The sequence below is a fragment of the Cellulosimicrobium arenosum genome (assembly GCF_014837295.1).
Taxonomy (GTDB): Bacteria; Actinomycetota; Actinomycetes; order Actinomycetales; family Cellulomonadaceae; genus Cellulosimicrobium; species Cellulosimicrobium arenosum.
On record NZ_JACYHB010000003.1, the window covers coordinates 252,347 to 277,596 of the forward strand.

23 protein-coding genes are annotated in these 25,250 nt (G+C 73.4%); 14 read left to right on the forward strand and 9 right to left on the reverse strand.

Annotation, left to right across the window (positions count from 1 at the left end; genetic code table 11):
* Positions 1-37: 37 nt before the first annotated feature.
* Positions 38-802, forward strand: a complete 765-nt coding sequence (locus tag IF651_RS05670) for an amino acid ABC transporter ATP-binding protein (protein ID WP_191828241.1) — start codon at positions 38-40, stop codon at positions 800-802.
* Between the two features lie 9 nt (positions 803-811).
* Here IF651_RS05670 and IF651_RS05675 read toward each other — a convergent pair whose 3' ends face one another.
* Both IF651_RS05675 and phoA read right to left on the reverse strand, forming a co-directional pair.
* On the reverse strand, positions 812-1,030 hold the full coding sequence (locus tag IF651_RS05675) for a hypothetical protein (protein WP_191828118.1): 219 nt from the start codon (positions 1,028-1,030) through the stop codon (positions 812-814).
* Positions 1,031-1,186: 156 nt separating this feature from the next.
* A complete protein-coding gene (gene phoA, locus IF651_RS05680; protein WP_191828119.1) occupies positions 1,187-2,890 on the reverse strand; it encodes an alkaline phosphatase in 1,704 nt (567 codons plus the stop codon).
* Between the two features lie 207 nt (positions 2,891-3,097).
* Here phoA and IF651_RS05685 point away from each other — a divergent pair, with 207 nt between their 5' ends.
* Positions 3,098-3,538, forward strand: coding sequence for an SRPBCC domain-containing protein (locus tag IF651_RS05685; RefSeq protein WP_191828120.1), 441 nt, complete (start codon positions 3,098-3,100; stop codon positions 3,536-3,538).
* A gap of 27 nt (positions 3,539-3,565) precedes the next feature.
* Here IF651_RS05685 and IF651_RS05690 read toward each other — a convergent pair whose 3' ends face one another.
* The gene (locus IF651_RS05690) at positions 3,566-4,387 is read right to left on the reverse strand and encodes a hypothetical protein (protein ID WP_191828121.1); all 822 of its coding nucleotides are present in this window, start codon (positions 4,385-4,387) and stop codon (positions 3,566-3,568) included.
* A gap of 115 nt (positions 4,388-4,502) precedes the next feature.
* On the opposite strand from IF651_RS05690, the gene IF651_RS05695 reads away from it, so the two are divergent.
* Together IF651_RS05695 and IF651_RS05700 are read left to right on the forward strand one after the other, a co-directional pair.
* Positions 4,503-6,221, forward strand: a complete 1,719-nt coding sequence (locus tag IF651_RS05695) for a SpoIIE family protein phosphatase (RefSeq protein WP_191828122.1) — start codon at positions 4,503-4,505, stop codon at positions 6,219-6,221.
* Positions 6,222-6,230: 9 nt separating this feature from the next.
* Complete coding sequence (locus tag IF651_RS05700) at positions 6,231-9,959, forward strand: TM0106 family RecB-like putative nuclease (protein WP_191828123.1); 3,729 nt, start codon at positions 6,231-6,233, stop codon at positions 9,957-9,959.
* Between the two features lie 26 nt (positions 9,960-9,985).
* Here the strand turns inward: IF651_RS05700 and IF651_RS05705 are convergent, their stop codons facing one another.
* From IF651_RS05705 to IF651_RS05715, 3 genes are all read right to left on the reverse strand, one after another.
* On the reverse strand, positions 9,986-10,609 hold the full coding sequence (locus IF651_RS05705; protein WP_191828124.1) for a hypothetical protein: 624 nt from the start codon (positions 10,607-10,609) through the stop codon (positions 9,986-9,988).
* A 188-nt stretch (positions 10,610-10,797) separates the two neighbouring features.
* Positions 10,798-11,001, reverse strand: coding sequence for a transcription antiterminator/RNA stability regulator CspE (gene cspE / locus IF651_RS05710; protein ID WP_191610887.1), 204 nt, complete (start codon positions 10,999-11,001; stop codon positions 10,798-10,800).
* 222 nt (positions 11,002-11,223) lie between these two features.
* On the reverse strand, positions 11,224-11,799 hold the full coding sequence (locus tag IF651_RS05715; RefSeq protein WP_191828125.1) for a helix-turn-helix domain-containing protein: 576 nt from the start codon (positions 11,797-11,799) through the stop codon (positions 11,224-11,226).
* A 47-nt stretch (positions 11,800-11,846) separates the two neighbouring features.
* Between IF651_RS05715 and IF651_RS05720 the strand changes: the two genes are divergently transcribed.
* Entirely contained in the window at positions 11,847-12,719 is an 873-nt protein-coding gene (locus IF651_RS05720; protein ID WP_191828126.1) for a class I SAM-dependent methyltransferase, read from the forward strand.
* Between the two features lie 49 nt (positions 12,720-12,768).
* Positions 12,769-13,734, forward strand: a complete 966-nt coding sequence (locus tag IF651_RS05725) for an NAD(P)/FAD-dependent oxidoreductase (protein ID WP_338403796.1) — start codon at positions 12,769-12,771, stop codon at positions 13,732-13,734.
* On the opposite strand, the gene IF651_RS05730 is transcribed toward IF651_RS05725, so the two are convergent.
* Positions 13,724-15,163, reverse strand: coding sequence for a sensor histidine kinase (locus IF651_RS05730; RefSeq protein WP_191828127.1), 1,440 nt, complete (start codon positions 15,161-15,163; stop codon positions 13,724-13,726). The genes IF651_RS05725 and IF651_RS05730 overlap by 11 nt on opposite strands.
* On the reverse strand, positions 15,160-15,813 hold the full coding sequence (locus IF651_RS05735) for a response regulator (protein ID WP_191828128.1): 654 nt from the start codon (positions 15,811-15,813) through the stop codon (positions 15,160-15,162). Before IF651_RS05735 ends, IF651_RS05730 begins: the two co-directional genes overlap by 4 nt.
* 83 nt (positions 15,814-15,896) lie before the next feature.
* Between IF651_RS05735 and IF651_RS05740 the strand changes: the two genes are divergently transcribed.
* Genes IF651_RS05740 through IF651_RS05750 form a run of 3 tightly spaced genes read left to right on the forward strand, consistent with a single transcriptional unit; the run spans position 15,897 to position 19,024 of the window.
* Positions 15,897-17,186 (forward strand): LolA family protein, encoded by a 1,290-nt coding sequence (locus tag IF651_RS05740; protein ID WP_191828129.1) that lies wholly within the window; start codon positions 15,897-15,899, stop codon positions 17,184-17,186.
* Positions 17,187-17,214: 28 nt separating this feature from the next.
* A complete protein-coding gene (locus IF651_RS05745; protein WP_191828243.1) occupies positions 17,215-18,159 on the forward strand; it encodes an ABC transporter ATP-binding protein in 945 nt (314 codons plus the stop codon).
* Positions 18,146-19,024, forward strand: coding sequence for an ABC transporter permease (locus tag IF651_RS05750; RefSeq protein ID WP_191828130.1), 879 nt, complete (start codon positions 18,146-18,148; stop codon positions 19,022-19,024). The genes IF651_RS05745 and IF651_RS05750 overlap by 14 nt, the downstream gene beginning before the upstream one ends.
* Here IF651_RS05750 and IF651_RS05755 read toward each other — a convergent pair.
* Positions 18,999-19,499 carry a nitroreductase family deazaflavin-dependent oxidoreductase gene (locus IF651_RS05755; protein ID WP_191828131.1) on the reverse strand — a complete coding sequence of 167 codons (501 nt, stop codon included), beginning with the start codon at positions 19,497-19,499 and terminating at the stop codon, positions 18,999-19,001. The two genes, IF651_RS05750 and IF651_RS05755, sit on opposite strands and share 26 nt — an antisense overlap.
* Positions 19,500-19,805: 306 nt before the next feature.
* Here IF651_RS05755 and IF651_RS05760 point away from each other — a divergent pair, with 306 nt between their 5' ends.
* The 5 genes from IF651_RS05760 (at position 19,806) to IF651_RS05780 (ending at position 25,249) form a co-directional block, all read left to right on the forward strand.
* A complete protein-coding gene (locus IF651_RS05760; protein ID WP_191828132.1) occupies positions 19,806-21,053 on the forward strand; it encodes a branched-chain amino acid ABC transporter substrate-binding protein in 1,248 nt (415 codons plus the stop codon).
* Between the two features lie 117 nt (positions 21,054-21,170).
* The gene (locus tag IF651_RS05765; protein WP_191828133.1) at positions 21,171-22,229 is read left to right on the forward strand and encodes a branched-chain amino acid ABC transporter permease; all 1,059 of its coding nucleotides are present in this window, start codon (positions 21,171-21,173) and stop codon (positions 22,227-22,229) included.
* On the forward strand, positions 22,226-23,521 hold the full coding sequence (locus IF651_RS05770) for a branched-chain amino acid ABC transporter permease (protein WP_191828134.1): 1,296 nt from the start codon (positions 22,226-22,228) through the stop codon (positions 23,519-23,521). The genes IF651_RS05765 and IF651_RS05770 overlap by 4 nt, the downstream gene beginning before the upstream one ends.
* The gene (locus IF651_RS05775; RefSeq protein WP_191828135.1) at positions 23,518-24,543 is read left to right on the forward strand and encodes an ABC transporter ATP-binding protein; all 1,026 of its coding nucleotides are present in this window, start codon (positions 23,518-23,520) and stop codon (positions 24,541-24,543) included. Before IF651_RS05770 ends, IF651_RS05775 begins: the two co-directional genes overlap by 4 nt.
* Positions 24,530-25,249 (forward strand): ABC transporter ATP-binding protein, encoded by a 720-nt coding sequence (locus tag IF651_RS05780; RefSeq protein ID WP_191828136.1) that lies wholly within the window; start codon positions 24,530-24,532, stop codon positions 25,247-25,249. The genes IF651_RS05775 and IF651_RS05780 overlap by 14 nt, the downstream gene beginning before the upstream one ends.
* Position 25,250: the final 1 nt, after the last annotated feature.

Consider the following 25,250-nt stretch of genomic DNA (forward strand, 5'->3'; position numbering starts at 1 on the left):
CGACGCGCCGTCGGGCCCGACGACCGACGCGACCCCCATGGTGCAGGTCGACGGCCTGCACAAGATGTTCGGCGACCTGCACGTCCTGCGGGGTGTCGACCTCGAGGTGCCGCGCGGCTCGGTGTGCGTGGTGCTCGGCCCGTCGGGCTCGGGCAAGTCGACCCTGCTGCGCTGCGTGAACGAGCTCGAGGAGATCACCGGCGGGCGCGTCCACGTCGACGGCGAGCTCATGGGCTACCGCGAGGTCACCAGGAACGGGCGGACGCGGCTGAACCGGCTGCACCCCAAGGTGGTCGCGCGTCAGCGGGCCCGCATCGGCATGGTGTTCCAGCGGTTCAACCTGTTCCCGCACATGACGGCGCTCGAGAACGTCATGGAGGCGCCGGTCCAGGTGCGCGGCCTGCGCAGGTCCGCGGCGCGCGCCCGGGCGACGGAGCTGCTCGAGCGCGTCGGCCTCTCGGACCGCGCCGGCCACTACCCGGCCCAGCTCTCGGGCGGTCAGCAGCAGCGCGTGGCGATCGCGCGGGCGCTGGCCATGGATCCGGAGCTCATGCTGTTCGACGAGCCGACGTCGGCGCTCGACCCGGAGCTCGTGGGCGAGGTCCTGGCGGTCATGCGCGACCTGGCACGGTCCGGCATGACCATGATGGTCGTGACCCACGAGATCGGGTTCGCGCGCGAGGTCGCCGACACGGTCGTGTTCATGGACGAGGGCGTCATCGTCGAGCGGGGGACCCCCGAGCAGGTGCTCGGGAACCCGCAGCACGAGCGCACGAAGGGCTTCCTCGCGCACGTCCTGTGAGCCGCAGGATCAGTGCGCGCGGCGCCTCGGCAGGACGGGGACCTCGGTCGACGGCACGATCCTCGGCTCGAGCCCCAGCGCCCGGTCGTTCGCGCCGCGACCACCGGGTCGGGTCGGTCCGCGCAGCGCGTGGCTGAGGTGGATCAGCGGGAGCGACTGCTCGTGCTCGATCAGGAGGGCGTCGAAGATCGGCGTCTCGGTGGCGCCGTCGATGGTCGTGGAAGTCACCCCTCCACGGTGAGCCCCTCACGCGCCCCCCGCGACCGGAACAGGTGAGACGTTGGTGAAGAATCCGGGCCGAGAACGACCCGAGGGTCGTTATCCGGCGGATAACGACCCTCAGATCATGTTCGACGGCGCGTGGTGGGGTTCTGTGGGTGGTGGTCAGCGGGTGTTCTTGATCGTGATGTCGATCAGCTTCTCGGTCGTCTGGCCGTCGATCGCGACCGTGTCGATCTTGAGCTGGTACCTGCCGTCCGGGTAGTCCCGCGTGTCGAGCTTCAGCGTCGGCTTCTTGCCGGCCTGGGTGCTGCCGGGGGCCTTGGTGTTGTCGGTGATCCAGCGACCGTCCTGGTTCAGCTCGATGTACGTGTACTTCGGCGTGACGTCGGTCGTGACCTTGACGGTCACGTTCCGGCGCAGCTCGGCGCCGTCCATGACGTTGACGTTGCGGATCTGCGGGGCCGCGGGCGACGGCGCGTCGGGGTCGAGGCGCAGCGTGTCGCGGATCGTGAAGAACGTGTCCGTCTGGTCGGTGAGGCCGGCGACGTTCGCCGCACCCGGGCCGTAGGCCGCGATGCGCAGCTGCGATCCGGTGTGCTGCTGCGACGCGCCCTCCTCGGCCGTGCCGTACGCGACGGTCATCGGCTGGTCGTCGGCCGTCAGGAGCGTGCGCGTGAGGCCCGGCGTGGTCGAGCCCGCCGAGACGATCTGGCTCGAGTGCGCGTGGTCCGCCGTCACGATGACGAGCGTGTCGCCGTGCTCCTTCGCGTAGTCGAGGGCGACCTGCGTGGCCTCGTCCAGGTCGACGGTCTCGCCGATCTGGCCGCAGGGGTTGGCGGCGTGGTCCTGCTTGTCGATGCTGGCACCCTCGACCTGGAGGAAGAAGCCCTCCTTCGAGCGCGGGTCGTCGAGCAGGTCGATTGCCGTGCTCGTCATGTCGCGCAGCGACGGCTGCGAGGTGGGACGGTCCGGGTTCTCGGTGCACTCCACGGCAGGCTCGGCGCCGCCGTCCTGCGTCGCGAGCGGGCCGACCCAGCGCACCGGCATGTTGCCGTCGGCGAAGAGGCCGAGGAGCGGCTGCTCCTGGTTCGCGTCCGTCGCGGCGGCGAGCTCGTCGGCGGTGCGCACGACCTGGTAGCCGCGCTGCTCCGCCTGCTCGAGCAGCGTCTTGCCGGCCCACGGGCCGACCGCCGGGGTCTCGGCGAAGGTCGTCGCGCCGCCACCGAGCGTCACGTCGGGGCGCGCGTCGAGCAGCTGCTCGGTGATGGAGCCCAGCCCGCCGTTCTCGAGCGCGTCGGTCGGGCACGACGTCAGGGTGGCGGCCGGCCCGTAGCACTTGCGGCCGGTCACGTGCGCGACCTGCACCGCCGGGGTCGCGTCCTGGAGCTCCGACGTCGAGACGTTGCCGGTGCGCAGGCCGTTCGCCTTGGCGATCTCGAGCAGCGAGCGCTCGGTCCCGCCGTCGAGGTCCACGGAGATCGCCCCGTTGTAGGTCTTGGTGCCGGTGGCCCAGCCCGTGCCCGACGCCGCGGAGTCCGTCACGTAGTCGGGCTCGCCGTTGCTCGGGTCGAGCGCGTAGGTGGTGTACTGCCCGGTGACGGGCAGGGCGTCGATGCCCGGCAGCTCGCCCGCGGCGCCGTACGCGTAGTTGCGCGCGACGGTGATCTCGGAGTCGCCCATGCCGTCGCCGATCAGCAGGATGACGTTCTTCGCCGTGCCGCGCGTCAGCTCGGCCCTGAGCTCCTTGGTCCGGTCGCCGCCGGGCTCGCGCTGGGCGGCGCCGTGCTCGGTCAGGTCGGCCGTCGTCGCGGCGTAGCTCATCCCGGCGCCCAGGACGAGCGTCCCGACGAGGGCGGTGGAGGTCATGAGACGCCGTGCAGGTCGTCGCATCGCGGTGTTCTCCTCGAGTCGTGTCGGTGCGGCACGTGCCGCACCGGCAGTCGACCAGCCGGTGGTGTCGCGCGGATGGCCCGGACGTGTCCGCGCGGCGAACGTTCCCAGCGGTGGCACGACGCCGTGCCGCGGCGTTCAATGGAGCGTCACCGTGCGTCCGGGACCTGCTCGGGAGGACCGATGTCCCTCGCCCCGATCGTCCACGAGCTGCGCCTCGCGTGCCCGATCTCGGTCGCCTTCCAGACCTACGCGCAGCGCATCGGGGAATGGTGGCCGCGGCAGGTCACGATCGACCCGGAGTCGTTCGGCGGGCTCACCGTCGAGCCCGGCCCGGGCGGTCGGATCGTCGCGTCGCACGGCGCGGTCGAGCACGAGTGGGGCCGGGTCACGGTGTGGGAGCCCGCGGTGCGGCTCGCGCACACGTTCACGCTCGGGCAGCCGCTCGGCCGTGCGTCGTTGGTACGACTGGAGCTGTGGGAGCACGGCGGCGGGAGCGCGCTGCGGCTCGAGCACGGCGGCTGGGCACCCGGCTCCGAGCGGGTGCGCGCACGCTTCGCAGCCTGGCCGCAGTTCCTCAGCGGGTTCGCGCTGCTCGCCGAGCACCCCGGGCCGGAGAAGTAGCCGAGCGGGCACCGGGCCCGGCCACGCTCAGCCGTTCCAGTCCCACCACGCGCCGTCGTCCTGCCCGCCGCCCTGGCCCTCCTGCCCGCCGCCCTGGCCGTCCTGCCCGCCGTCCTCGGCGTTCCTCTCCCGCTCGTCCCGCTGCTGGTTCCAGAGGTCCTGGTCCCGCTGCTGCTGCGCCGCGCGCTCGTCGAGGTCGTCGGACCGGGTCTGCGCCTCGTTCTCGGCCTGCTCCACCGACTGCTCGCGGGCCTCGAGCTCGCCGTTCGCCGCGTCCAGGTCGTCCTGCTGCGCCTCGAGGTCGGCGCGTTCCGACTCGAGCTGCTCCCGCTCCGCGGCGACCTCCTCCTGGACACGTTCGGCGTCGGCCGTCGCCTCCTGGGCGTCGCCCTGAGCGGTCAGGGTGAGCCCGATACCGACGAGGAGCCCGGTCGCGACGCCCGCGAGGCCGGACGCCGCCGGGACGATCCAGCGGCGTGCCCGTCCCGGCTCGTGCGCGTCGTCGTCCGCGCCCGGCAGGGACAACGGACCGACCTGCTGCGCGGGGGCGGTCGCCGCGACCGTCCCGGACGTGCGCTGCGCACCCACGAGGGCGGGCAGCACCATCGTCGAGCCGACGACGGGGTGCGGGTCCCGGCCCGCGGCGTCGGGCACGGTGGTCGCGGTGACGGGGTGCTCCTGCCGCAGCGACCTGCGTGTCGGCATCGGTGCGGGTGGCACGGCGTCGTCCACCCAGAAGACCCAGCCGGCCGGCGCGGCCGGCCACGAGGGGTCGGGGTGCCAGTCGTCCGTCGGGGTGAACCCTGCGGGTGTGCGCCACCCCGGCGGGGGGACGAACCGCAACGTCATGAGACCTCCTCCGGGGCGCCCGCGGGCGCGTCGACGGGAACACTATGGTGCAGACCCGCCGCCCGGAACAACAGCCCGTGTGCGGGTACGGCCGCGCGAGCCCTACGCTTTCCCCGTGAGTTCCGACTGGTTCGCCCGCGTGACGGCGACGACGAGCACCGGTGCCGTCGCCGCACAGGTCGACTGGGCCGCGACACCGCTCGGCCCGCCCGAGGCATGGCCGCAGGCGCTGCGGACGGCGGTCGAGCTCTGCTTCAGCACCCGGTTCCCCGTCATGATCGCCTGGGGACCGGAGCTCGTCATGATCTACAACGACGGCTACCGCACGATGCTCGGGACCGAGAAGCACCCGGCCGCGATGGGCAGCCCCGCGCGCGAGCTCTGGCAGGAGATCTGGGACGACGTCGGACCGCTCTTCGCCGCGGTCGAGGAGACCGGCACGCCGACCTGGACGGTCGACCAGCCCCTCTACATGGAGCGCTCCGGCTTCCGCGAGGAGACCTACTTCACGTTCTCCTACAGCCCGCTGCACGACGAGGACGGCGTGGTGCGGGGAGTGCTCGACATCGCGACCGAGACGACCGACCAGGTCGTCGACCGTCGTCGGCTCGTGCTGCTCAGCGCGCTCTCCCGCGCGCTGCAGGAGCACGCCGAGGCCCCCGGCGAGATCGCGTCCACGGCGGTCGACGCGTTGCGCGGCAGCGTCGACGTGGTCCAGGCGCAGGTGTGGCTCGTGCACGACGACGCGGGGTTCCTGGCCGCGTCGACCGACTCGCCACGCGGCACGGTCCCCGTACCGCAGCGCGAGGCGGACTCCGAGGTGCGCGCCGCCATCGGGCTCGTCCTGGCGGGTGGCGGGGTGCGCACGGTCGGCTCGACGCTCGTCGCCGCGCTCCCGGGGCCGGGGGCGTCGCGCCCTGTCGGGGCGGTCGTCCTCGCGGGCGGCCCGTACCGCCCGGTCGACGCCGGCCTGTTCGCCTTCCTGCGCCTCGTCGCCGGCACGATCGGGACGTCCGTGTCGGACGCCGTCTCCCGCGAACGGGAGACCCGCGACATGCGGGCGGCGAGCGACGCCCTGCAGCGTGCGATGCTGCCGCCCGAGATGACGTCGCACCGGTGGACCACGCGCTACCGCCCCGCGGACGACCGCTTCACGGTCGGCGGCGACTGGTACGACGTCGTGCCGCTGGGCGACGCGCGCTGGGGCCTGCTCGTGGGCGACTGCGTCGGCCACGGCCTGCACTCGGCGTCCCTCATGGGCCAGCTGAGCAGCGCCGGGCGCGTCCTGCTCCTCGACCACAACGGGCCGGCGGCGGTCCTGACCGGGCTCGACCGGTTCGCGGCAGAGCTGCCCGGGGCCGAGTACGCGACCGTGTTCTGCGCCGTCGTCGACGAGGCCGCGGGCACCCTGACCTACTCCTCGGCCGGGCACCCGCCCGGGCTGGTGGTGCGCGACGGCGAGCCGTACTGGCTCGACGGGGGTCGCGGCGCGCCGTTGACGCTGCGCACGGCCGCAGGACGCACGGAGGCGACGGCCGCGCTGTCCGGGACCGACGTCGTCGTGCTGTACACGGACGGGCTCGTCGAACGGCGCGGCGAGTCGCTGCAGATCGGGCTGCGGCGCCTCGCCGCGACCGCACGCGAGGTGGTCGCCGCGCGCGCCGTCCCGGACGTGGCCGACGCGCTCGTCACCCAGCTGGTGGGGCGCACCGCGTCGGACGACGTCGCGGTCGTCGTCTACGGTGCGAGGTCCGCGGCGGACGTCGGCGGCGACGAGGCGGACGACGCCCTCGCGGAGGACGCGAACGGGCTCGACGTGGGTGGCCGCTGGTAGAACGGCAGCATGTTCCTCCTGGACGACCAGACCGGCCGTGGGCCCGGACGGGAGCCCGGCCGAGCGCCCGGTGCCCGGGCCCGCGTCGTCGTGCACTCCGCGACCGACCTCGTCGTCGCCGCGGGGTGCGAGTACCGCCTCCTGGCCGGCCTCGACGCGAGGCTGGGTCGTGCACCGTCGCGCGAGCCCGTCGCCGACCCGATGCTCGAGCGGGCAGGGTCGCTCGGGGAGCGGCACGAGCAGGTCGTGCTCGCGCAGTACGTGCGCCGGTACGGGCACCACGACCGGACGACGGGCCAGGGCGTGGCCCGGATCGAGGCGCCGCGCCACCTCGGCCGGGAGGAGCTGGTCACCGCGCACGCGCAGACCCTCGCGGCGCTCGAGGGCGGGGCCGACGTCGTGCACCAGGGCGTGCTGTTCGACGGCACCTTCTACGGGCGGGCCGACTTCCTCGTCCGCTCCGACGACGCGGACGCTGCGGCGGGCGGCGACGGGATGGCGGCCTATGCGGTCGTGGAGGCCAGGCTCGCGCGCCGCGCCAAGGTCCCGGCGCTGCTGCAGGCCGCCGCGTACGCGGACCAGCTCGTCGGCGCGGGCGTGCCGGTGGCCGACGAGGTGAGCCTCGTCCTCGGGACCGGTGCCCGCACCACGCACCGCCTCGCCGACCTCCTGCCCGTCTACCGGGACCGGCGCGATCGCCTGCGCACGCTCGTCGACCAGCACGTCGCGCGGGACGCGCCCGCACCGTGGGACCACCCCGGCATCCGCTCGTGCGGGCGGTGCGAGGCGTGCGTCGAGCAGATCGAGGCGCGCCGCGACGTGCTGCTCGTCGGCGGCGTCTACGAGAACCAGCGCACCGCGCTGCGCGCCGGTGGGATCACGACGATCGACGAGCTCGCCACCGCGACCGACCCCCCTCGCGGCATGTCCGGATCGGCGTTCCGCCGCGTGCGCGACCAGGCCGCGCTCCAGCTCGGCACCGGTCCCGTCGACGGGACCGTCACGTGGTCCGGCCCCAGCGGGACGCACCGGCTCTCGTGGCGCATCGACGACGCGACGCCCGTCCACGCGCTGCCCGCTCCGAGTCCCGGTGACCTGTTCTTCGACTTCGAGGGCGACCCGTTGTGGGCAGACGCCGACGGGACCGCGTGGGGCATCGACTACCTGTTCGGGTGGGTCGAACGACCGCCGGAGCAGGACGCGTCCGACGGCGAGCCGCCGTTCCACGCGCTCTGGGCGCACGACCTCGCCGCCGAGCGGGACGCGCTCGTCGCATTCGTCGACCACGTGAACGCGCGGCGCCGGGAGCACCCCGACCTGCACGTCTACCACTACGCGCCCTACGAGAAGACGCACCTGCTGTCCATCGCGGCCCGGCACGGGGTCTACGAGGACGAGGTCGACGACCTGCTGCGCGACGGCGTCCTCGTCGACCTGTACGCCGTCGTGCGGCGGGCGCTGCGGATCTCCGACAGGTCGCGGTCCATCAAGAAGCTCGAGCCGCTCTACATGGGCGACGAGCTGCGCACCGGGGACGTCAAGGACGGGGCGGCCTCGATCGTCGCGTACGCGCAGTACACCGCGCTGCGTGACGCCGGGCGCGACGACGAGGCGGACGAGCTGCTGCGCGGGATCGGGGACTACAACCGGTACGACTGCGTGTCGACGTGGCGGTTGCTCGAGTGGTTGCGGTGGGCGGTGTCTGGTGGGTCGGATCTCCGTGCGGTCGCATCCTCCTTAGACCCCGCTCCGTCCGAGCGTGCCGCTCCCGCTCGGGACGGAAGTGCGGCTGAGCGGGTGCCCTCGGGCGCTGCGGTGCTGGAGGCCGAGATCCGGGACGTCGTGGGGGAAGAGCGGGGGGCGCGGGACGACCGGGCGCAGGCGCTCGCTCTGTACGGGGCGGCTGCCGGGTACTTCGGGCGCGAGGCGAAGCCGTTCTGGCACGAGCACTTCGCGCGGCTCTCGCTGCCCGTCGAGGAGTGGACGGGGCGGCGCAACGCGTTCCGCGTCGAGGAGGCCGCGGTCGTGCGGGAGTGGGAGGTCGAGGACGGGCGGCGGACATGGTCGCGGCGCGTCGAGCTCGTCGGGCGGCTGCCCGAGGGGACGGACCTGCGCGCCGGGGTCGCGCCGTTCCTGCTGTACGACCGGCCGCTGCCGGCGTGCGCACGGACGTCCGAGGACGGGGTGCGGGGGTGGTGCACGGGGGCGCTGATCCTCGAGGCAGGCCGCCGGAGCACCCCCGGCGGCGATCGCGACGTCCTGCTCGTGCGCGAGCAGCTGCCGACCGGCGCGGACCCGTACCCGATGCTGCCGATGGCGCTCACCCCGTCTCCCGGGCCGAGCACCGCGACCCTCGGGGCCGCCGCCGAGGCGGTCGCGCGAGGCGCGCTCGAGTCGTGGTGCGGCACGGGGAGGCTGCCCCGCGACGCGTCCACCGACCTCCTGCGTCGTACGCCGCCGCGACTCCTCGACGGGGACGCGCTGCCGCCCGTCGACGTCGACGACCTCGTCGGCACGATCACCCGGGCGGTCGAACGGCTGGACGACTCGTACCTCGCCGTGCAGGGACCGCCCGGGACGGGCAAGACGTACGTCGGGTCGCACGTCGTCGCACGGCTCGTGGACCAGGGCTGGCGCGTCGGTGTCGTCGCGCAGTCGCACGCGGTCGTGGAGAACATGCTGCGCGCCGTGGTGGAGAAGGCCGGCGTACCGGCCCACCTCGTCGCGAAGAAGCGCGCCGCCGACGGGCCGTCGCGCACGTCGGTGTGCGAGGAGCTCGACGGTGTCCGGCTCGCGGCGTTCGCCGCCGGACCGGGCGCGCGCGTCGTCGGGGGGACCGCGTGGGACTTCGCGTCCGAGCGGATGCCCGACGCCGCGCTCGACCTCCTCGTGGTCGACGAGGCCGGGCAGTTCTCCCTCGCGAGCACCGTCGCCGTCGCGCGGTCCGCGCGGCGGCTGCTGCTGCTCGGTGACCCGCAGCAGCTTCCGCAGGTGAGCCGCGGCATCCACCCCGAGCCCGTCGACCGCTCCGCGCTCGCGTGGCTCGCCGACGAGCACGGCGTCCTGCCCGGCAGGCTCGGCTACTTCCTGCCGCAGACACGCCGGCTGCACCCGCGTCTCGCCGCCGCCATCTCCGGGCTGTCCTACGAGGACCGGCTCGACGCGCACCCGGTCGCGGGAGCCCGCGAGCTCGGCGGGGTGCGTGCGGGCGTCGAGCAGGTGCTCGTCGAGCACACCGGGAACGCGGTCCGCTCGACCGAGGAGGCCGACGAGGTGGTGCGCCAGGTGTCCCGCTTCCTCGGGCGCCCGTGGACGGTGCCCGACGGCGCGCCCGCCACGCGACCGCTCGACCAGGGCGACCTGCTCGTCGTCGCGGCCTACAACGCCCAGGTCTGGGCGGTCCGCAGCGCGCTCGCCGCCGCCGGCTACCCGGACGTCGAGGTCGGGACGGTCGACCGGTTCCAGGGCCGCGAGGCGGTCGTTGTCATCGTCACGCTCGCCGCGTCCTCGGCCCGCGAGGCGTCACGCGGGCTGGGGTTCCTCCTGTCGCGCCGGCGCATCAACGTGGCGATCTCGCGCGCGCAGTGGTCCGCCGTCGTCGTGCGGTCGGCGCACCTGACCGATCACCTGCCGGGCTCGCCCCAGGCGCTCGAGGACCTCGGGGCCTTCCTCGCCCTCGGCGGACCGCAGCGCGACCGGTCCCGGCTCGCGGGTGCCGCGCAGGTCGGCTCCACGTAGCCTCGACCGCCGCCGCAGGCCGGGATTCAGAAGCCGTCGAACCCGCCGAGACCGCCGTCGTCGAACCCGCCGAACCCGCCGTCCGGGGCGCTGCCGCCGTCAGCACCGCCCGCGGCGGCGCCCCCGTCGTCCGGGCCGCCCTCGGCGAGCGGCTGCGACATGTCGCCGAACGTCGGACCGAACAGCATCGAGGCCACGGTGCTGCCGACCACGACGCCGGCGACCGTCCCGAGCATGCTCGTGCCGAACATGGCGCCGAGACCGGGCGCCGTGCCCGGGCCGGCGGGACCGGCGCCGGTGGGCGCGTCCGCGAACGTCCGCTCGAGCGTCCCGGGCCTGCGCACCTCGGCGCGCGTCGCCATGCGGGCGAGGTCCTGCGGCCCGTCGGTCGGGGCTCGCTCCTCCGGGGGGACGGCGTGCGCGAGCTCCGAGAGCACGCTCCGGCGCTGCTCGGGCGTCAGCCGTGCGAACGCCTCGGCGTGCGCCCGCTCGACGGCTTCCGGTGGAGCGGTCCGCAGCAGGTAGCGGTAGCGCTCGATCGCGGCGTCGTCGGCCGAGCCCGGTCCGGGACCGCCCACCGGCGGTGGGGTGCCGTACACCGGGGACCGGTCCTGCGGTTCGCGCCCGAGCAGCCTGTCGAGGAATCCCATGGTGCACCTTCCGGTTCGACGTCGACGGGGGGCGTGCAAGCCCTCCGACCCGTCAACGAGCGTGCCGCACGGGGTGTTCCGTCGGTGGTCGGGGGACGGACCGGTTCCGGACGCACGAGTGCCCCCCGACCCGGAGGTCGGGGGGCACTCGTCAGATCAGGTGACGCAGCCCGTGGGCCGCGACGAGATCAGACCGCGCGGATGTTCTCCGCCTGCGGGCCCTTGGGGCCCTGCGTGACGTCGAACTCGACGCGCTGGTTCTCCTCGAGGGTGCGGAAGCCCTGCGACTGGATCGCGCTGTAGTGCGCGAACACGTCGGCCGAGCCGTCCTCGGGGGCGATGAAGCCGTAGCCCTTCTCGCTGTTGAACCACTTCACGGTTCCGAGAGCCATTGTTACTCCTTGAGTGTCAACCTTCACCCCCCACGGTCGCGGGAGCGTACATCACGGTGTTCGTCGTCAACTCTTGGGTAACAAGGTCCGCCGGGGCTTCACCCGAGGGTGTCACCTCAGCGCGAGGACAAGCGAGGCACTGCAATCTCGCGCACAACGGTACAGGGTCGGCGCCGACTTGACCACGGTGAATTGACAGCTCGTCCGCAGACCAGGAGAAGTTCAGTCGGTCGGTCCGCGAAGGTGCGCGCGCTCGCCTTCCTGGTCGAAGATCGTCAGGACCTCGACGGGACCACCGTGTGCCGCGACGACGTGGGGGACCATCGTCGAGAACTCTGCCGCCTGGCCCTCGTGGACCAGCACCTCGCGCTCGCCCAGCCGGAGCCGGACGGTGCCCGAGAGCACCCAGAACCACTCGTGGCCCGGGTGCACCTGAGGCGCGTCGGGCTCCGGTCGCTCGGGCGTGATCCGCATCTTCGCGACGGTGACGCCCTGGAGCGCTCGTTCCCGCGAGAGCAGCCACGTCGTGACGCCGGGGGAGTGCTCGGGCTCGGGCCGGATGACGACGTCCCCGTCCTCGACCGGCTCGACGAGCTGGTCGAGGGTCGTGCCGAGCGCGCGCGCGATGGGCACCAGCTGGTCGAGGGCGATGCGGCGTCCGCCCGTCTCGATCCTGCTGAGGCTCGACGGGCTGAGGAAGCAGCGCGCGGCGAGCGCATCGAGCGACCAGCCGTGGGACCGGCGCAGCGCTCGGATGCGTTGCCGGACCAACGCGTCCAGATCTTCTTCTTGCGTCATGCGCAAGAGTGTATGTCCACGGCGCAAGGTTCGCCTATCGTGGAGACATGGCACAGCACCCCGCCCACCAGCACACCCACCAGCACGCCCACCAGCACGCCCACGAGCACGGTCACGGGCAGGGCCAACCCGACGACCAGCACATGGCCGACATGCTCGACCTCGACGCGCTCGTCGCCGGACCGCTCCTCGACGAGCTCACCGGCTGGGCGGCCGAGCACGCGCCCGCTACGGTCCGCGACGTGGTCGACCTCGGTGCCGGGACCGGGACGGGCACCCTCGCCCTCGCGCGCCGCTTTCCCGCGGCGCGGATCACGTCCGTGGACGCCGCGCCCGCGATGCTCGACCGGCTCCGCTCCGCGACCGTCGCGCTGGGGGACAGGGTGGTCCCGCTCGAGGCCGACCTCGACCAGGGCTGGCCGGTGGACCTCGCGGCACCCGACCTCGTCTGGTCCGCGCTCGCGCTGCACCACGTCGCCGACCCGGTCCGGCTGCTGGACGAGATCCGCGACCGGCTGGCGCCCGACGGGCTCCTCGTCCTCGTCGAGATGGACGCGCCCCCGACGTACCTGCCGCACGACGTCGGGCACGGTCGTCCGGGCCTCGAGGACCGGCTGCACGACGCGGTCGACACCGGTGGCATGGACCCGCACCCCGACTGGACGGACACGCTCGAGGCCCACGGGTACGACGTCGTCGGGTGCGAGAGCTTCGCCGTCACGACCGCGGACCCCTCGACGCTCGCCAGGCTCGCCCACCTGTTCCTGACGCACGTCAGGTCGCGGACCGCGGACGACCTGGCCGCCGACGACCGCGCGACGCTCGACCTCCTGCTCGGCGACGGGCCGGACTCCGTGCTGCACCGCCGCGACCTCGAGCTCCGCGCGAGCCGCACCGTGTGGGCGGCTCGCCGTGCCTGACGACACCCTCGACACCCCGAGACCCCGACCCGACATCGAGAGGAACATCGTGACCCCATCGTCCACCTCGCACCCCGTGCCCCGTGACGTCGACGTCGTCGTCGTCGGGGGCGGTCCCGCCGGTCTCGGCGCCGCCACCGCGCTCGCCCGCTCGCTGCGGTCCGTCGTGGTGGTCGACGCCGGAGAGCCCCGCAACGCTCCGGCCGCCGGTGCGCACAACGTGCTGGGCCAGGAGGGCAGGCCGCCGCGCGAGATCGTCGCCGCGGGTCGCCGCGAGGCGGAGGGCTACGGCGTCGTGCTCGTCGACGGCACCGCGGTGGACGCGCGCCGCGCGGACGGACGGTTCGAGGTCGACCTGGCCGACGGGACCACCCTCCGGTCGCGTCGGCTGGTGCTCGCGACCGGCCTCGTCGACGAGCTCCCGGACGTCCCCGGCCTGCGCGAGCACTGGGGCCACCGGGTCCTGCACTGCCCGTACTGCCACGGCTACGAGGTGCGGGGGCTGCGGGTCGGCGTCCTCGCCACGTCGCCGGCCGCGCTCCACCAGGTGCTGCTCTTTCGCCAGCTCTCGCAGGACGTGACGCTGTTCCGGCACACCGCGGACGACCTCGACGACGCGGCGTGGGAGCAGCTCGCCGCGCTCGACGTGCAGGTCGTCGAGGGCGAGGTGCGGGAGGTCGTGGGGTCCGACGACGGTCTGACGGTCGTTCTCGACGGCACCCGCAGGTCTGTCGACGCGCTCGTCGTCGCACCGCGCTTCCGCTCGCGGCCCGAGCTCTACACCGCGCTCGGGGGCACGATGTCGGAGCAGCCCTTCGGGGCGCTGATCCCCACCGAACCGGGCGGCCGGACCGCCGTCGACGGCGTGTGGGCGGCCGGCAACGCGTCGAACCTCATGGCGATGGTGTCGGTCTCGAGCGGCGAGGGCGTCGGGGTGGGCGCGCAGGTCAACGCGGACCTCGCGATCGAGGACGCCGAGCGGGCCGTCCGGGAGCGTCGCGCAGTCAGCCGGTGACAGGAGGAGCGGGACCGGCAGAGTGAGCTGTGCCGGCGGCGGGGTCACCCGCATCCAGCAGCGGCAGCTCGACGACCGCCCGCACCCCGCCGAGCGGCGACGCCCCGAGGTGCACGTCCCCGCCCATCTCGCGGGTCAGCTCCCGGGCGATGGCGAGGCCCAGGCCGCTGCCACCGACGTCCCGTTCGCGGGCCTCGTCGAGTCGTACGAAGCGCTCGAACACGGCCTCGCGCATCTCGGGGTCGAGGCCTGCGCCGTCGTCGTCGACCGTGACCCGGCCCTCGCCCACCGTCACGACCGCCCGGCGCGACGCGTGCCGGACGGCGTTGTCGAGCAGGTTGCGCAGCACGCGTCCCAGCGCCGCCGGGTCCCCTGTCGCCGCTCCCGCACCCCCGAGCTCCACCGCCACGTCGCGCCGGTCGGCGACCGGCCGGACCCCGGCCAGCACCGCGGCTGCCACGGGGCCCAGCTCTACCCGGTCGCTCGCGGCCGGGCCCGCCCCCACGCGCGCGAGCACCAGCAGGTCGTCGACCAGCGCCTGCAGCCGCAGCACCTCGGACAGCAGCTCCCCGGCGAGCTCGTCCGGCGTGGTGCTGCCGGGGTGCGCCTGGGCCACCTCGACCGTCGCACGCAGCGCCGCGACGGGTGAACGCAGCTCGTGCGCCGCGTCCGCGACGAACGACCGCTGACGGGCGGCGCCCGTCTCGAGGCGGTCGAGCATGTCGTTGAGCGTGCGGGCCAGCGCACCGATCTCGTCGTCCGCGGCGGGGACCGGCAGCGACCCGGGGCCGCCCGCGCGCGCCACCTGTGCGGCGCCGCGGCGCAGGGCCTCGACGGGCCGTAGCGCGCGACCCAGGATGAACCAGACCACCGCGCCCACGGCGAGGGTGAGCAGCGGGACGACGGCGAGCAGACCCACCCGCAGCGCGCGCACCACGCCCTCGAGCTCGGTCAGCGGGACGCTCGCGACGACGGTGGCGGGAGCACCCCGCAGGGTGGTCGGGTGCACGGCGACGCGCGCCGCGTCGTCGTACCCGCTGGTGGTCGTGGTCATGATCCGGGTCGCGCCCCCGGTGTCCGGGGAGGACGCCGTGAGCTCGTCGCCGCCGAGGAGCGGCAGGGTGCGGCTGGCGTTCGAGGACGACGCGACGACGCCGCCGTCGGCATCCAGGAGCTGGACGATCTCACCGGGCTCGACGACGGGCAGCGTGCTCGGGAGCCGATCTGCCTCCGCGAGCGTCGCGACCGTCGTCGCACGCTCGCGCACCACGGCGTCGAGCGCCGCGACGCGGCTCGCCTGCAGCACCCACGTCAGCGCGACGGCCCCGAGCACGAGGGCCACGGCGACGACCGCCGACGCCAGCGCGGTCAACCGCCACCGCACGGACGTGGTCCGGCGGGCCGGGCGCCGCGGCGACCGGCTCGTCATCCGTTCATCCGGTACCCGGCGCCACGCACGGTCTCCACCACGTCGCGACCGAGCTTGCGGCGCAGGTACCCGACGTAGACCTCGACGACGTTGAGGTCCTCCCGCTCCCCGCCCCACACGTGGTCGAGCAGCTCGATCTTGCCGACGACGCGATCCGCGTTCCGCATCAGGTACTCCAGCAGCGCCACCTCGCGGGTGGTGAGCGCGACCTCCTCACCTGCCCGCGCGACGCGCCGGGACGCGGGGTCGAGCCGCACGTTCCCCACCTCCGCGACGGCCGGCCGGGTCGAGGCGGGGCGACGGACCAGCGCGCGCAGCCGGGCCACGAGCACGACGAACGCGAACGGCTTGGTCAGGTAGTCGTCCGCCCCGACGTCGAGACCGTCCGCGACGTCGTGCGCGCCGTCCTTGGCGCTGAGCATCAGGACCGGCGTCCACACGTCCTGCTCCCGCATCGCGGTCACCACGTCGTAGCCGTTGCGCCGCGGCAGCATGACGTCCAGCACGACCACGTCGTAGTCCACGTCGAGCGCGCGGGCGAGGCCCTCCTCGCCGTCGAGGGCGACGTCCACCGTGAAGCCCTCGGCGGTCAGGCCGCGGCGGAGCGCGGCCACGAGGCCTCGTTCGTCGTCCACCACGAGTACGCGCACCCCGTGAGCATGGCACCTGACGACGTCCGCGTGCCTCGGGCGCTCTCAGGATCCCCTCAGCGCCCGCGTGCGACGGTGGGGGCATGAGCGATGACAACGCACCCGCGGCGACCGGCGCTCCCGCCCGCCGCGTCCACTCGTCCCGTGCCCGGTGGGCGGTCCCCGGCATCGCCGCGGTGGCGGTCGCGGCCGCGTTCGGCACACCAGCGCTGATCGCGACGGCCAGCTCGTCCGACGCCCCCGACGTCACGGCCGCGGAGCTCGTCGCACGCGTCGCCGACGCGGAGCCGCAGGCGCTCTCCGGCACCGCCGTCTACACCGCACGCCTCGGGCTCCCGGAGATCCCGCTGTCCGACGTCAGCGGCGCCGACCCGATCAACCTGCTCGGCGGGTCGTCCACGATGCGGGTCTGGACCGACGGACAGGACCGCTCGCGCGTCGCGCTGCTCGGCGCGACGTCGGAGTACTCCGTCGTCGCGGACGGGCCCGAGGCCTGGACGTACTCGAGCGAGGACGACGCGGTCGTGCACTACACGCTCGACCCCGCCGACCGGGCACGCTACGACGAGCTCGCGCAGGACGCGAGCGCGGGCCGCGCGCCCGACGTGGCGGGCGATCTGCCCACGCCGCAGGAGGCCGCGCAGCAGGTGCTCGACCTCGCCCGGCAGGACGCGACCGTCGCGGTCGGGGCGCCCACCACGGTCGCCGGTCGTGACGCCTACCCGGTCGTCGTGACACCGACGAGCGAGACCACCCTGGTCGCCCGGGTGGTCGTCTCCGTGGACTCCGAGACGTCGACCCCGCTGCGCGTGCAGGTGTGGTCCCGCGACGACGCCGACGTGCCCGCGCTCGAACTGGGCTTCACCGACGTGACCTTCGCCCCGCCGTCGGACACGGCGCTCGAGTTCTCCGCGCCCCCCGGAGCGAGCGAGCGCGACGTCGTCGTCCCCCTGCCCCCCGAGCCGACACCCGAGGAGCTCGCCGACGCGGAGGCGGCCGGCGCCGGGGACGGCGCGCTGCCCCCGGGGACGACCGTCACCGGGACCGGGTGGGACACCGTCGTGGAGACGGCGGGCGTCGACGTCGTCGATCTGCTGGCCGCCGACCCGTCGTCGGTCGCCGACCTGCCGCCCGGCGTCCAGGAGCGTCTCGAGTCGCAGGGCGCGCAGGACCTGTACGAGGAGTTCGTCCCGCAGGACGGCAGCGGTCCGGTGCCGGAGCTCGACGCGTCGACGCTCTACGAGCAGCTCACCACCGAGGTCCCGCAGGGCCGGCTGCTCAGCTCGGCGCTGCTCTCCGTGCTGGTGACGGACGACGGACGAGTCCTCGCCGGCGCCGTGCCGGCCGACGTCCTGATCGACCGGGCCGGGTGAGCGTCCCGCTCGCGGTGCGCACGACGGTCTGACCAAGCGGTTCCGCAGCGGGCAGGTCGCCGTGGACGGGATCGGGCTGGAGGTCCCGCAGGGTGCCGTGTACGGGTTCCTGGGTCCCAACGGCTCCGGCAAGACCACGACGATCCGCATGCTGCTCGGCCTCGTCCGGCCCACGGCGGGAGCGGCGTGGCTGCTCGGGGAACCGATGCCCGACGCCGCACCGCAGGTCCTGCCGCGTGTCGGCGCGCTGGTCGAGGGCCCGGCGTTCCAGCCCTACCTCTCCGGACGCGCCAACCTCGTCCGGCTCGACGCCCACGACGTCACCTCCGACCCGCGCACCCTGCGCCGTCGGGCGGACGACGCGCTCGAGCGGGTCGGGCTCGCGGCCGCCGCCGCCAAGCCCTACCGGCAGTACTCGCTCGGCATGAAGCAGCGCCTCGGCCTCGCCGCGGCGCTGCTGCGCCCGCGGGACCTGCTCGTGCTGGACGAGCCGACCAACGGTCTCGACCCGCAGGGCACGCGCGAGGTCCGCCACCTCGTCCGCGAGCTGGCCGACACGGGCGCGACCGTGCTCCTCTCGTCCCATCTGCTCGCCGAGATCGAGCAGGTGTGCACGCACGTCGGGATCATGAGCCGCGGACGACTGCTCGTGCAAGGTCCGCGCGACGAGCTCGCGGCGGCCGACGGAGTCGAGATCGTCGTGACCGTGCCCGCCGACCAGCTCGCGGCAGCCGCGGGCGTCGTCGCCCGGTCGGGGCTGGGTGACGTGCAGGTCGTGGACGGGCGCGTGCGCGCCCGGTCCGACACCGTGGGCCCGTCGAGCGGCGACGCAGCCCTCGAGGTGCCACCCGGGCGGGTGTCCGCCGCCCTCGTCCACGCGGGCCTCGACCTGCTCGGGTTCGAGGTCCGCCGCCCGACGCTCGAGCAGGTCTTCGTGCAGCTCACCGGGGAGGGATTCGATGTCGCCCGCTGACTCCCACGCGCCGCTGCCCGCGCCCGCGGAGCCCGCGCGCCGCCGCGGCGCCTTCGCCCGCACCGTGCGCGCCGAGCTCCGTCTCGTCCTGGGGAGACGACGGAACGTCGTGCTGCTGATCGGGCTCGCGCTCGTGCCGCTGCTGCTCGGCGTCGTGCTGTACGTGACGCAGAGCGGCGCGTTCGCGGGCCAGGGGCCCGGATTCATCGGCCGGGTGACCGGGAACGGTCTCTTCCTCGTGATCGCGTCGTTGTTCCTGTGCCTGCCGTTCCTGCTGCCGCTGTGCATCGGGATCGCGTCCGGCGACGCGATCGCCGGTGAGGCGTCCGCCGGGACGCTGCGCTACCTGCTGGTCGTGCCCGTCGGGCGTGGGCGACTGCTGGTCTCGAAGGCGATCGGGGCGCTGGTGTTCGCCGCGTGCGCGGTGCTGGCGGTCGCTCTCACCGGGCTCGTCGCCGGGGCAGCGCTCTTCGGCGTCGGAGACGTCACGCTGCTGTCCGGCACCACGGTCTCCGTCGGTGACGGGCTGCTGCGCGTCGCTGCCGTCGTCGTCTACGTCGGACTGTCGATGACCGGCCTGGTAGCCGTCGGGCTCTTCTTCTCCACCCTCACCGAGGTGCCGGTCGGTGCGATGGCCGCGACCGTCGTCGTCGCGATCGTGTCCGGCGTGCTCGACCAGCTCCCGCAGCTCTCCGCGATCCACGGCGGGCTGCTCACCCACCACTGGCTGGACTTCGCCGAGTTCCTGCGGCTGGAGCCGGATCCGGGTGTGCTCGTGCAGGGACTCGCCGTCCAGGCCGCGTGGCTGCTGGTGTTCGGCTCGCTCGCCTGGGCTCGCTTCACGACGGCCGACGTGTCGAGCTGAGGGCGTCGAGCAGGGTGAGCTCGACGCCCGGGACCACGCGGCGCCAGTCGCTCTCCCCGGTCTGCGCCGCGAGCGGTTCGGCCCACTCGCGCAGCACGGGCGCCAGGGCCTCCCAGGCGCGCCGGTTGCCCGCGGCGTAGTCGGTGAGGAGGCGGACGACGTCGTCGGGCGGCAGGGGGTGGGCGAGGGCCTGCACCCGGCGCCGGGTGCCCGCCGAGACGACCGTGCGCGGGTCGGCGAGCACGTTGCGGTACCACTGCGACCGCGGGCCGAGGCCCGCCATGACCACGAACCGGTCCGGTGCCGGCCGGTGGACGACCTCGAGCACCACCGAGCGCAGCCGCCCGCTGACGCGACCGCGGTGCTCGAGCAGCAGGAGCCTGCTCCCGAGGAGGAAGCCGAGGCCCGCGCGGTACAGGCCGATAGGGGCACGGACGAGCCAGCGGGTGTGCAGGACTCTCGACGCGACGCTCATCGCCACACGGTAGCCCGGCGCCCACGAGCCGGTGGCGTTACGGGTCGGTAACAACTCGTGCGGTCCTGAGAAACGTCGCAGCCCTACCTTCGGCGCAACGAGGATCGCGGAAGGCGCCCACCTGCTGGGGTCTCGGCGCCCCGGGGGCCGCGTCGCACGTGCGGATCCCGGCGCGGCCGACACCTTGACCGGGTTTCCACCATCCGTGACCTGTGTCACTATTCAGCACGCCATTCAGTGTTGAGATCGGCGATCGTCCGCAGGAGCGCGACTCCTCCCACGGCGGTCCGGACCACGGAGGTAGGCATGTATCGCACAGCACGTCGGGCGAGCGGGGGTGCGGCGCTGCTCCTCGCGGCGACCCTGGTCCTCGCCGCCTGCGGACCTCAGTCCCAGGGTGGAGACGACAGCACGGAGGAATCGACCTCGGAGGGAGAGTCCGAGTCGGGCGACCTCATGATCGTCCCCTCGGTCCAGATCGACATCGACGGGGCCGAGGTCCCGGCGGCCGAGGCGGGGGAGCCCGTCGACCCGGCGGGCGACGGCAGCGCGGAGTGCGCAGAGGGCACCGCGATCGCGGTGGCCGGTGCGTTCACCGGACCGAACGCCGCGCTCGGCCTCAACATCCAGTACGGCGCCCAGCTCGCCGTCGACGCCTTCAACGAGGCCAACGCGGGCTGCCAGGTCGAGCTCAAGCCGTTCGACACCGAGGGCGACCCGCAGAAGGCGACCCAGGTCGCACCGCAGATCGTCAGCGACGACGCCGTCATCGGCCTCCTCGGCCCGGCGTTCTCGGGTGAGACCGCCGCCACGGGCGACGTGTTCAACCAGGCCGGTCTCCTCTCGCTCACCGCCTCGGCGACCAACCCCGACCTCACCGGCAACGGCTGGACGAACTTCTTCCGCGGTCTCGCGAACGACGCCGTGCAGGGTCCGTCCGTCGCCAAGTACATGACCGAGACGCTGGGCTACACGAGCGTGTGCGTCGTCGCCGACAACTCGGACTACGGCATCGGCCTCGCCGAGCAGATCACGTCCGGGCTGGGCGACGCCGCGAACGCCGACTGCGCCCCCGAGGTCAAGACGGGCGACAAGGACTTCTCCGCGGCCGTCCAGATCATCAGCGGCTCCGAGGCCGACGCGGTGTTCTACTCCGGCTACTACGCGGAGGCCGCGCCGTTCGTCCAGGGTCTGCGCGACGGCGGTGTCGACCTGCCGTTCGTCTCTGCGGACGGCGTCAACGACCCGCAGTTCGTGTCCCAGGCGGGCTCGTCGTCGCAGGGCGCGATCCTCTCCTGCCCGTGCGGTCCGGCGCCCGAGGACTTCGCCGCCACGTACGAGGACGCGAACGGGCAGGCCCCGGGCGTGTACTCGACCGAGGGCTACGACCTGGCGACGATCATGCTCACCGGGATCGCCTCCGGCGTGAGCGACCGCGCCGGTCTGATCGACTACGTGAAGGACTACTCGGGCGAGGGCCTGGCCCGGCAGTACGAGTGGGACGACACCGGCGAGCTCACGTCGGCGCTCATCTGGATCTACGAGGTCGAGTAGCACCCTGACGACGAGCGCCCCGCCGCGCCGCTCCGGCAGACCCGGAGCACCACCTGCGGCGGGGCGCTCGTCGTGGCCACGACCCGACACGATCCTGTACCCACCGCGAGGAGCGTCATGCCCGCTCTTGCCGACGCGCTGCTGACCAGCGCGACCGCCGGACCTCTCGTCCACCAGTCGCTCATCGACTTCAACATCGCCGGCCTCGGCCGCAACTTCTGGGGCCTGACCGTCGAGGGCCTCACGTACGGCGCGATCTACGCGCTCGTCGCCGTCGGCTACACGCTCGTCTACGGCGTGCTGCGGCTCATCAACTTCGCCCACTCCGAGGTCTTCATGCTCGGGATGTTCGGGCAGTACGCGACCCTCATGCTCCTCGGCTTCTCCCCGAGCGGGAACGCGTACGACAAGGGGATCCTCCTCACCGTGCTCTACCTCGGCATCGCGATGCTCGGCGGCATGGCCGTCGCGGGCGGCGCCGCCGTCGGGCTCGAACGCGTGGCGTACCGCCCGCTGCGACGGCGCAACGCACCGTCGCTCGTGTTCCTCATCACCGCGATCGGCATGTCGTTCGTGCTGCAGGAGTTCGTGCACTTCGTCCTGCCGCGGCTCACCGGCGGCACCCTGGGTGGCGTCAACGCGCAGCAGCCGATCCGGCTCGTGCAGCCCGAGGTGCAGTTCAGCATCTTCGGCGCGCCGGTCACGAACGTGACCCTGGTGATCATCGGGTCTGCGCTCGTGCTCGCCGTCGCCGTCGACCTGTTCGTCAACCGGTCCCCGTTCGGGCGCGGGATCCGCGCCGTCGCGCAGGACCCGGTGACCGCGACGCTCATGGGCGTCTCGCGCGAGCGGGTCATCATGCTCACGTTCCTCATCGGCGGGATCCTCGCCGGCGCGGCGGCGCTGCTCTACACGCTCCGCGTGCCGAACGGGATCATCTACTCCGGCGGGTTCGTGCTCGGGATCAAGGCGTTCTCCGCCGCCGTCCTCGGCGGGATCGGCAACCTGCGCGGCGCGCTGCTCGGTGGTCTGCTGCTCGGCGTCATGGAGAACTACGGGCAGGTCGTGTTCGGCACGGAGTGGCGCGACGTCGTCGCGTTCGTCCTGCTGATCGTCGTCCTGATGTTCCGCCCCACGGGCATCCTCGGCGAGTCTCTCGGGAGGGCACGCGCATGAGCACCACGACACCCGCGACGCCCCCGTCCCTGCCGCCCGCCGGGCGTACCGCGACCAAGGACCGCCCGCACGGCGGCGTCGGGGACCGGTTCCGCCTGTGGTGGGACGCTCTCGCACGCCCCACCCAGTGGCTGGTCGGCGTCCCCTTCCTGCTCTTCATGGCGGCCGTGCCGCTGCTGAACATCCCCGTGCTCACCACGCAGGGCACGGACTTCGGCGGCGTGATGGCGCAGTTCGGCATGATCGCGCTCATCGCGATCGGTCTCAACGTCGTCGTCGGCCAGGCGGGGCTGCTCGACCTGGGCTACGTCGGCTTCTACGCGATCGGCGCCTACACGGTCGCGATCCTCACGAGCCCGGACAGCCCGTGGAACCAGACCGGCGACGGCATGTGGCTGTCGCGCGAGTGGGCGTGGCTCGCCGCCCTGCCGGTGGCGGTCGCGATCACCGCGATCTCCGGCCTGATCCTCGGCTCGCCCACCCTGCGCCTGCGCGGGGACTACCTCGCGATCGTCACGCTCGGGTTCGGCGAGATCGTGCGCCTGCTCGCGGACAACCTCGACGAGCTCACGGGCGGCGGCCAGGGCCTGCGCGGCGTGGCGTACCCGCGTGCGGGCGTCACGGAGGACCTGCCGAGCGGCGTCTTCTCGGCCGGCAACGCGAGCGGCGCGGTCAACTCGGGCGTCTGGTGGTACTGGGTCAGTCTCGTGTTCATCGTCGTCACGCTGCTGTTCGTCGGGAACCTCGAGCGGTCCCGTGTCGGGCGCGCGTGGGTCGCGATCCGCGAGGACGAGGACGCCGCCGAGATCATGGGCGTCCCCACGTTCCGCTTCAAGCTGTGGGCGTTCATCATCGGCGCGTCGATCGGCGGTGCGGCGGGCGCGCTCTATGCCGGGCAGGTCCAGTTCGTCATCCCGACGAACTTCAACATCATCAACTCGGTGCTGTTCCTGTGCGCCGTGGTCCTCGGCGGGCAGGGCAACAAGCTCGGCGTCATCCTGGGCGCGTTCATCGTCGTCTACGTGCCGAACTTCTTCCTGGGACGCCAGACGCTGTTCGGCATCCCGATCGACGGTGACGAGATCGCGAGCTACAAGTACCTGTTCTTCGGCATCGCGCTCGTCGTGCTCATGATCTTCCGGCCGCAGGGGATCATCCCGGCCCGTCAGAAGCTCCTGACCTACGGTCGCGAGCTCTACGTCGCGGCCCGCAGGTCGGCCGCGCGCGCGGCGGGCCGGGCTCCGGGGCGCACCGAGGCGGCGGCCACCACGAGCGGCAAGGAGTCCTCATGAGCACCCACGACCCGGGCGGCATCGGCGCGGGCTCCGAGCACGGCGACGAGCACCTCGCGGCGTCCGGTCGCGCGGACTCGGAAGCGGCCGACCACTATCTCCCGGGTGCGGACGTCGACGAACCGGCGCTGATCGACGTCGAGGAGGTCCGGCCCGAGCTCGCGGACCCCCAGCTCGTCGACGCGTTGGTCGCACCCGACCGGGCGGTGCACGCCCGGATGGGCGAGCCGCTCCTGCAGATGCAGGGCGTCACGGTGCGGTTCGGTGGGCTCGTGGCGCTCGACGACGTCACGTTCGACATCCGGCGCGGCGAGATCCTCGGGCTGATCGGCCCGAACGGCGCCGGCAAGACGACGGCGTTCAACGCCATGACCGGCGTCTACCGGCCCACCTCGGGCACGGTGATGTTCGACGGCGCGTCGCTCGGCAAGGCCAAGAGGTTCAGCATCACGCAGCGCGGGATCGCGCGGACCTTCCAGAACATCCGGCTCTTCAACGAGATGACCGCGCTCGAGAACGTCGTCGTCGGCACGGACGCCCGCCACCGGACCTCGGTCCCGGGGGCGCTGTTCCGCACCTCGCGGCACCGGCGCGAGGAACGGGACGCGATCGACCGCGCGATGGCGCTGCTCGAGTTCGTCGGCGTGGGGGGACGAGCCACGGAGAAGGCGCGGAACCTGTCCTACGGCGACCAGCGGCGCCTGGAGATCGCGCGGGCGCTCGCGACCGAGCCCAAGCTGCTGTGCCTGGACGAGCCGGCAGCGGGGTTCAACCCGGCGGAGAAGGAGTCCCTCATGGGACTCATCCGCCACATCCGCGACGACGGGTACACCGTCCTGCTCATCGAGCACGACATGCGCCTCGTGCGGGGCGTGACCGACCGTATCGTCGTGCTGGAGTTCGGCCGCGTGATCGCCGAGGGCACGCCGGACGAGGTCACGAACGACCCGAAGGTGATCGCGGCGTACCTCGGCGTCCCCGACGCGCCCGAGTCCGAGGAGACCACCGATGCCCCTGCTTGAGCTGGTCGACACCACCATCGCCTACGGGCGCATCGAGGCCGTGCACGGCATCTCGATCACGGTCGACGAGGGCGAGCTCGTCACCCTCATCGGCGCGAACGGTGCCGGGAAGACGACCACGATGCGCGCGATCTCCGGCATCCGGCCGGTCAGCAAGGGCGCGATCCTGTTCGACGGGGTCGACATCACCCGGATGAAGGCGCACCTGCGCGTGCTCGAGGGCATCGTGCAGGCTCCGGAGGGACGCGGGATCTTCCCGGGCATGACCGTCATGGAGAACCTCGAGATGGGGGCGTACGCGCGCAAGTTCGCCTCCAAGGCGGAGCACCGGGAGACCGTGGACCGGGTCTTCGACCTGTTCCCCCGGCTCGCGGAGCGGCGCACGCAGACGGGCGGGACCATGTCCGGCGGCGAGCAGCAGATGCTCGCGATCGGTCGCGCACTCATGGCTCGCCCGCGGCTGCTCCTGCTCGACGAGCCGTCGATGGGGCTTGCGCCCATGGTGATCCAGCAGATCTTCCGGATCATCGCGGAGATCAACGCCCAGGGGACCACGGTGCTGCTCGTCGAGCAGAACGCGCAGCAGGCGCTGTCGCGGTCCGACCGCGCGTACGTCCTGGAGACCGGCGAGATCGTGCGCACGGGCGGCGGTCGTGAGCTGCTCGCCGACGCGAGCATCAAGGAGGCCTACCTCGGGGTCGCCTGAC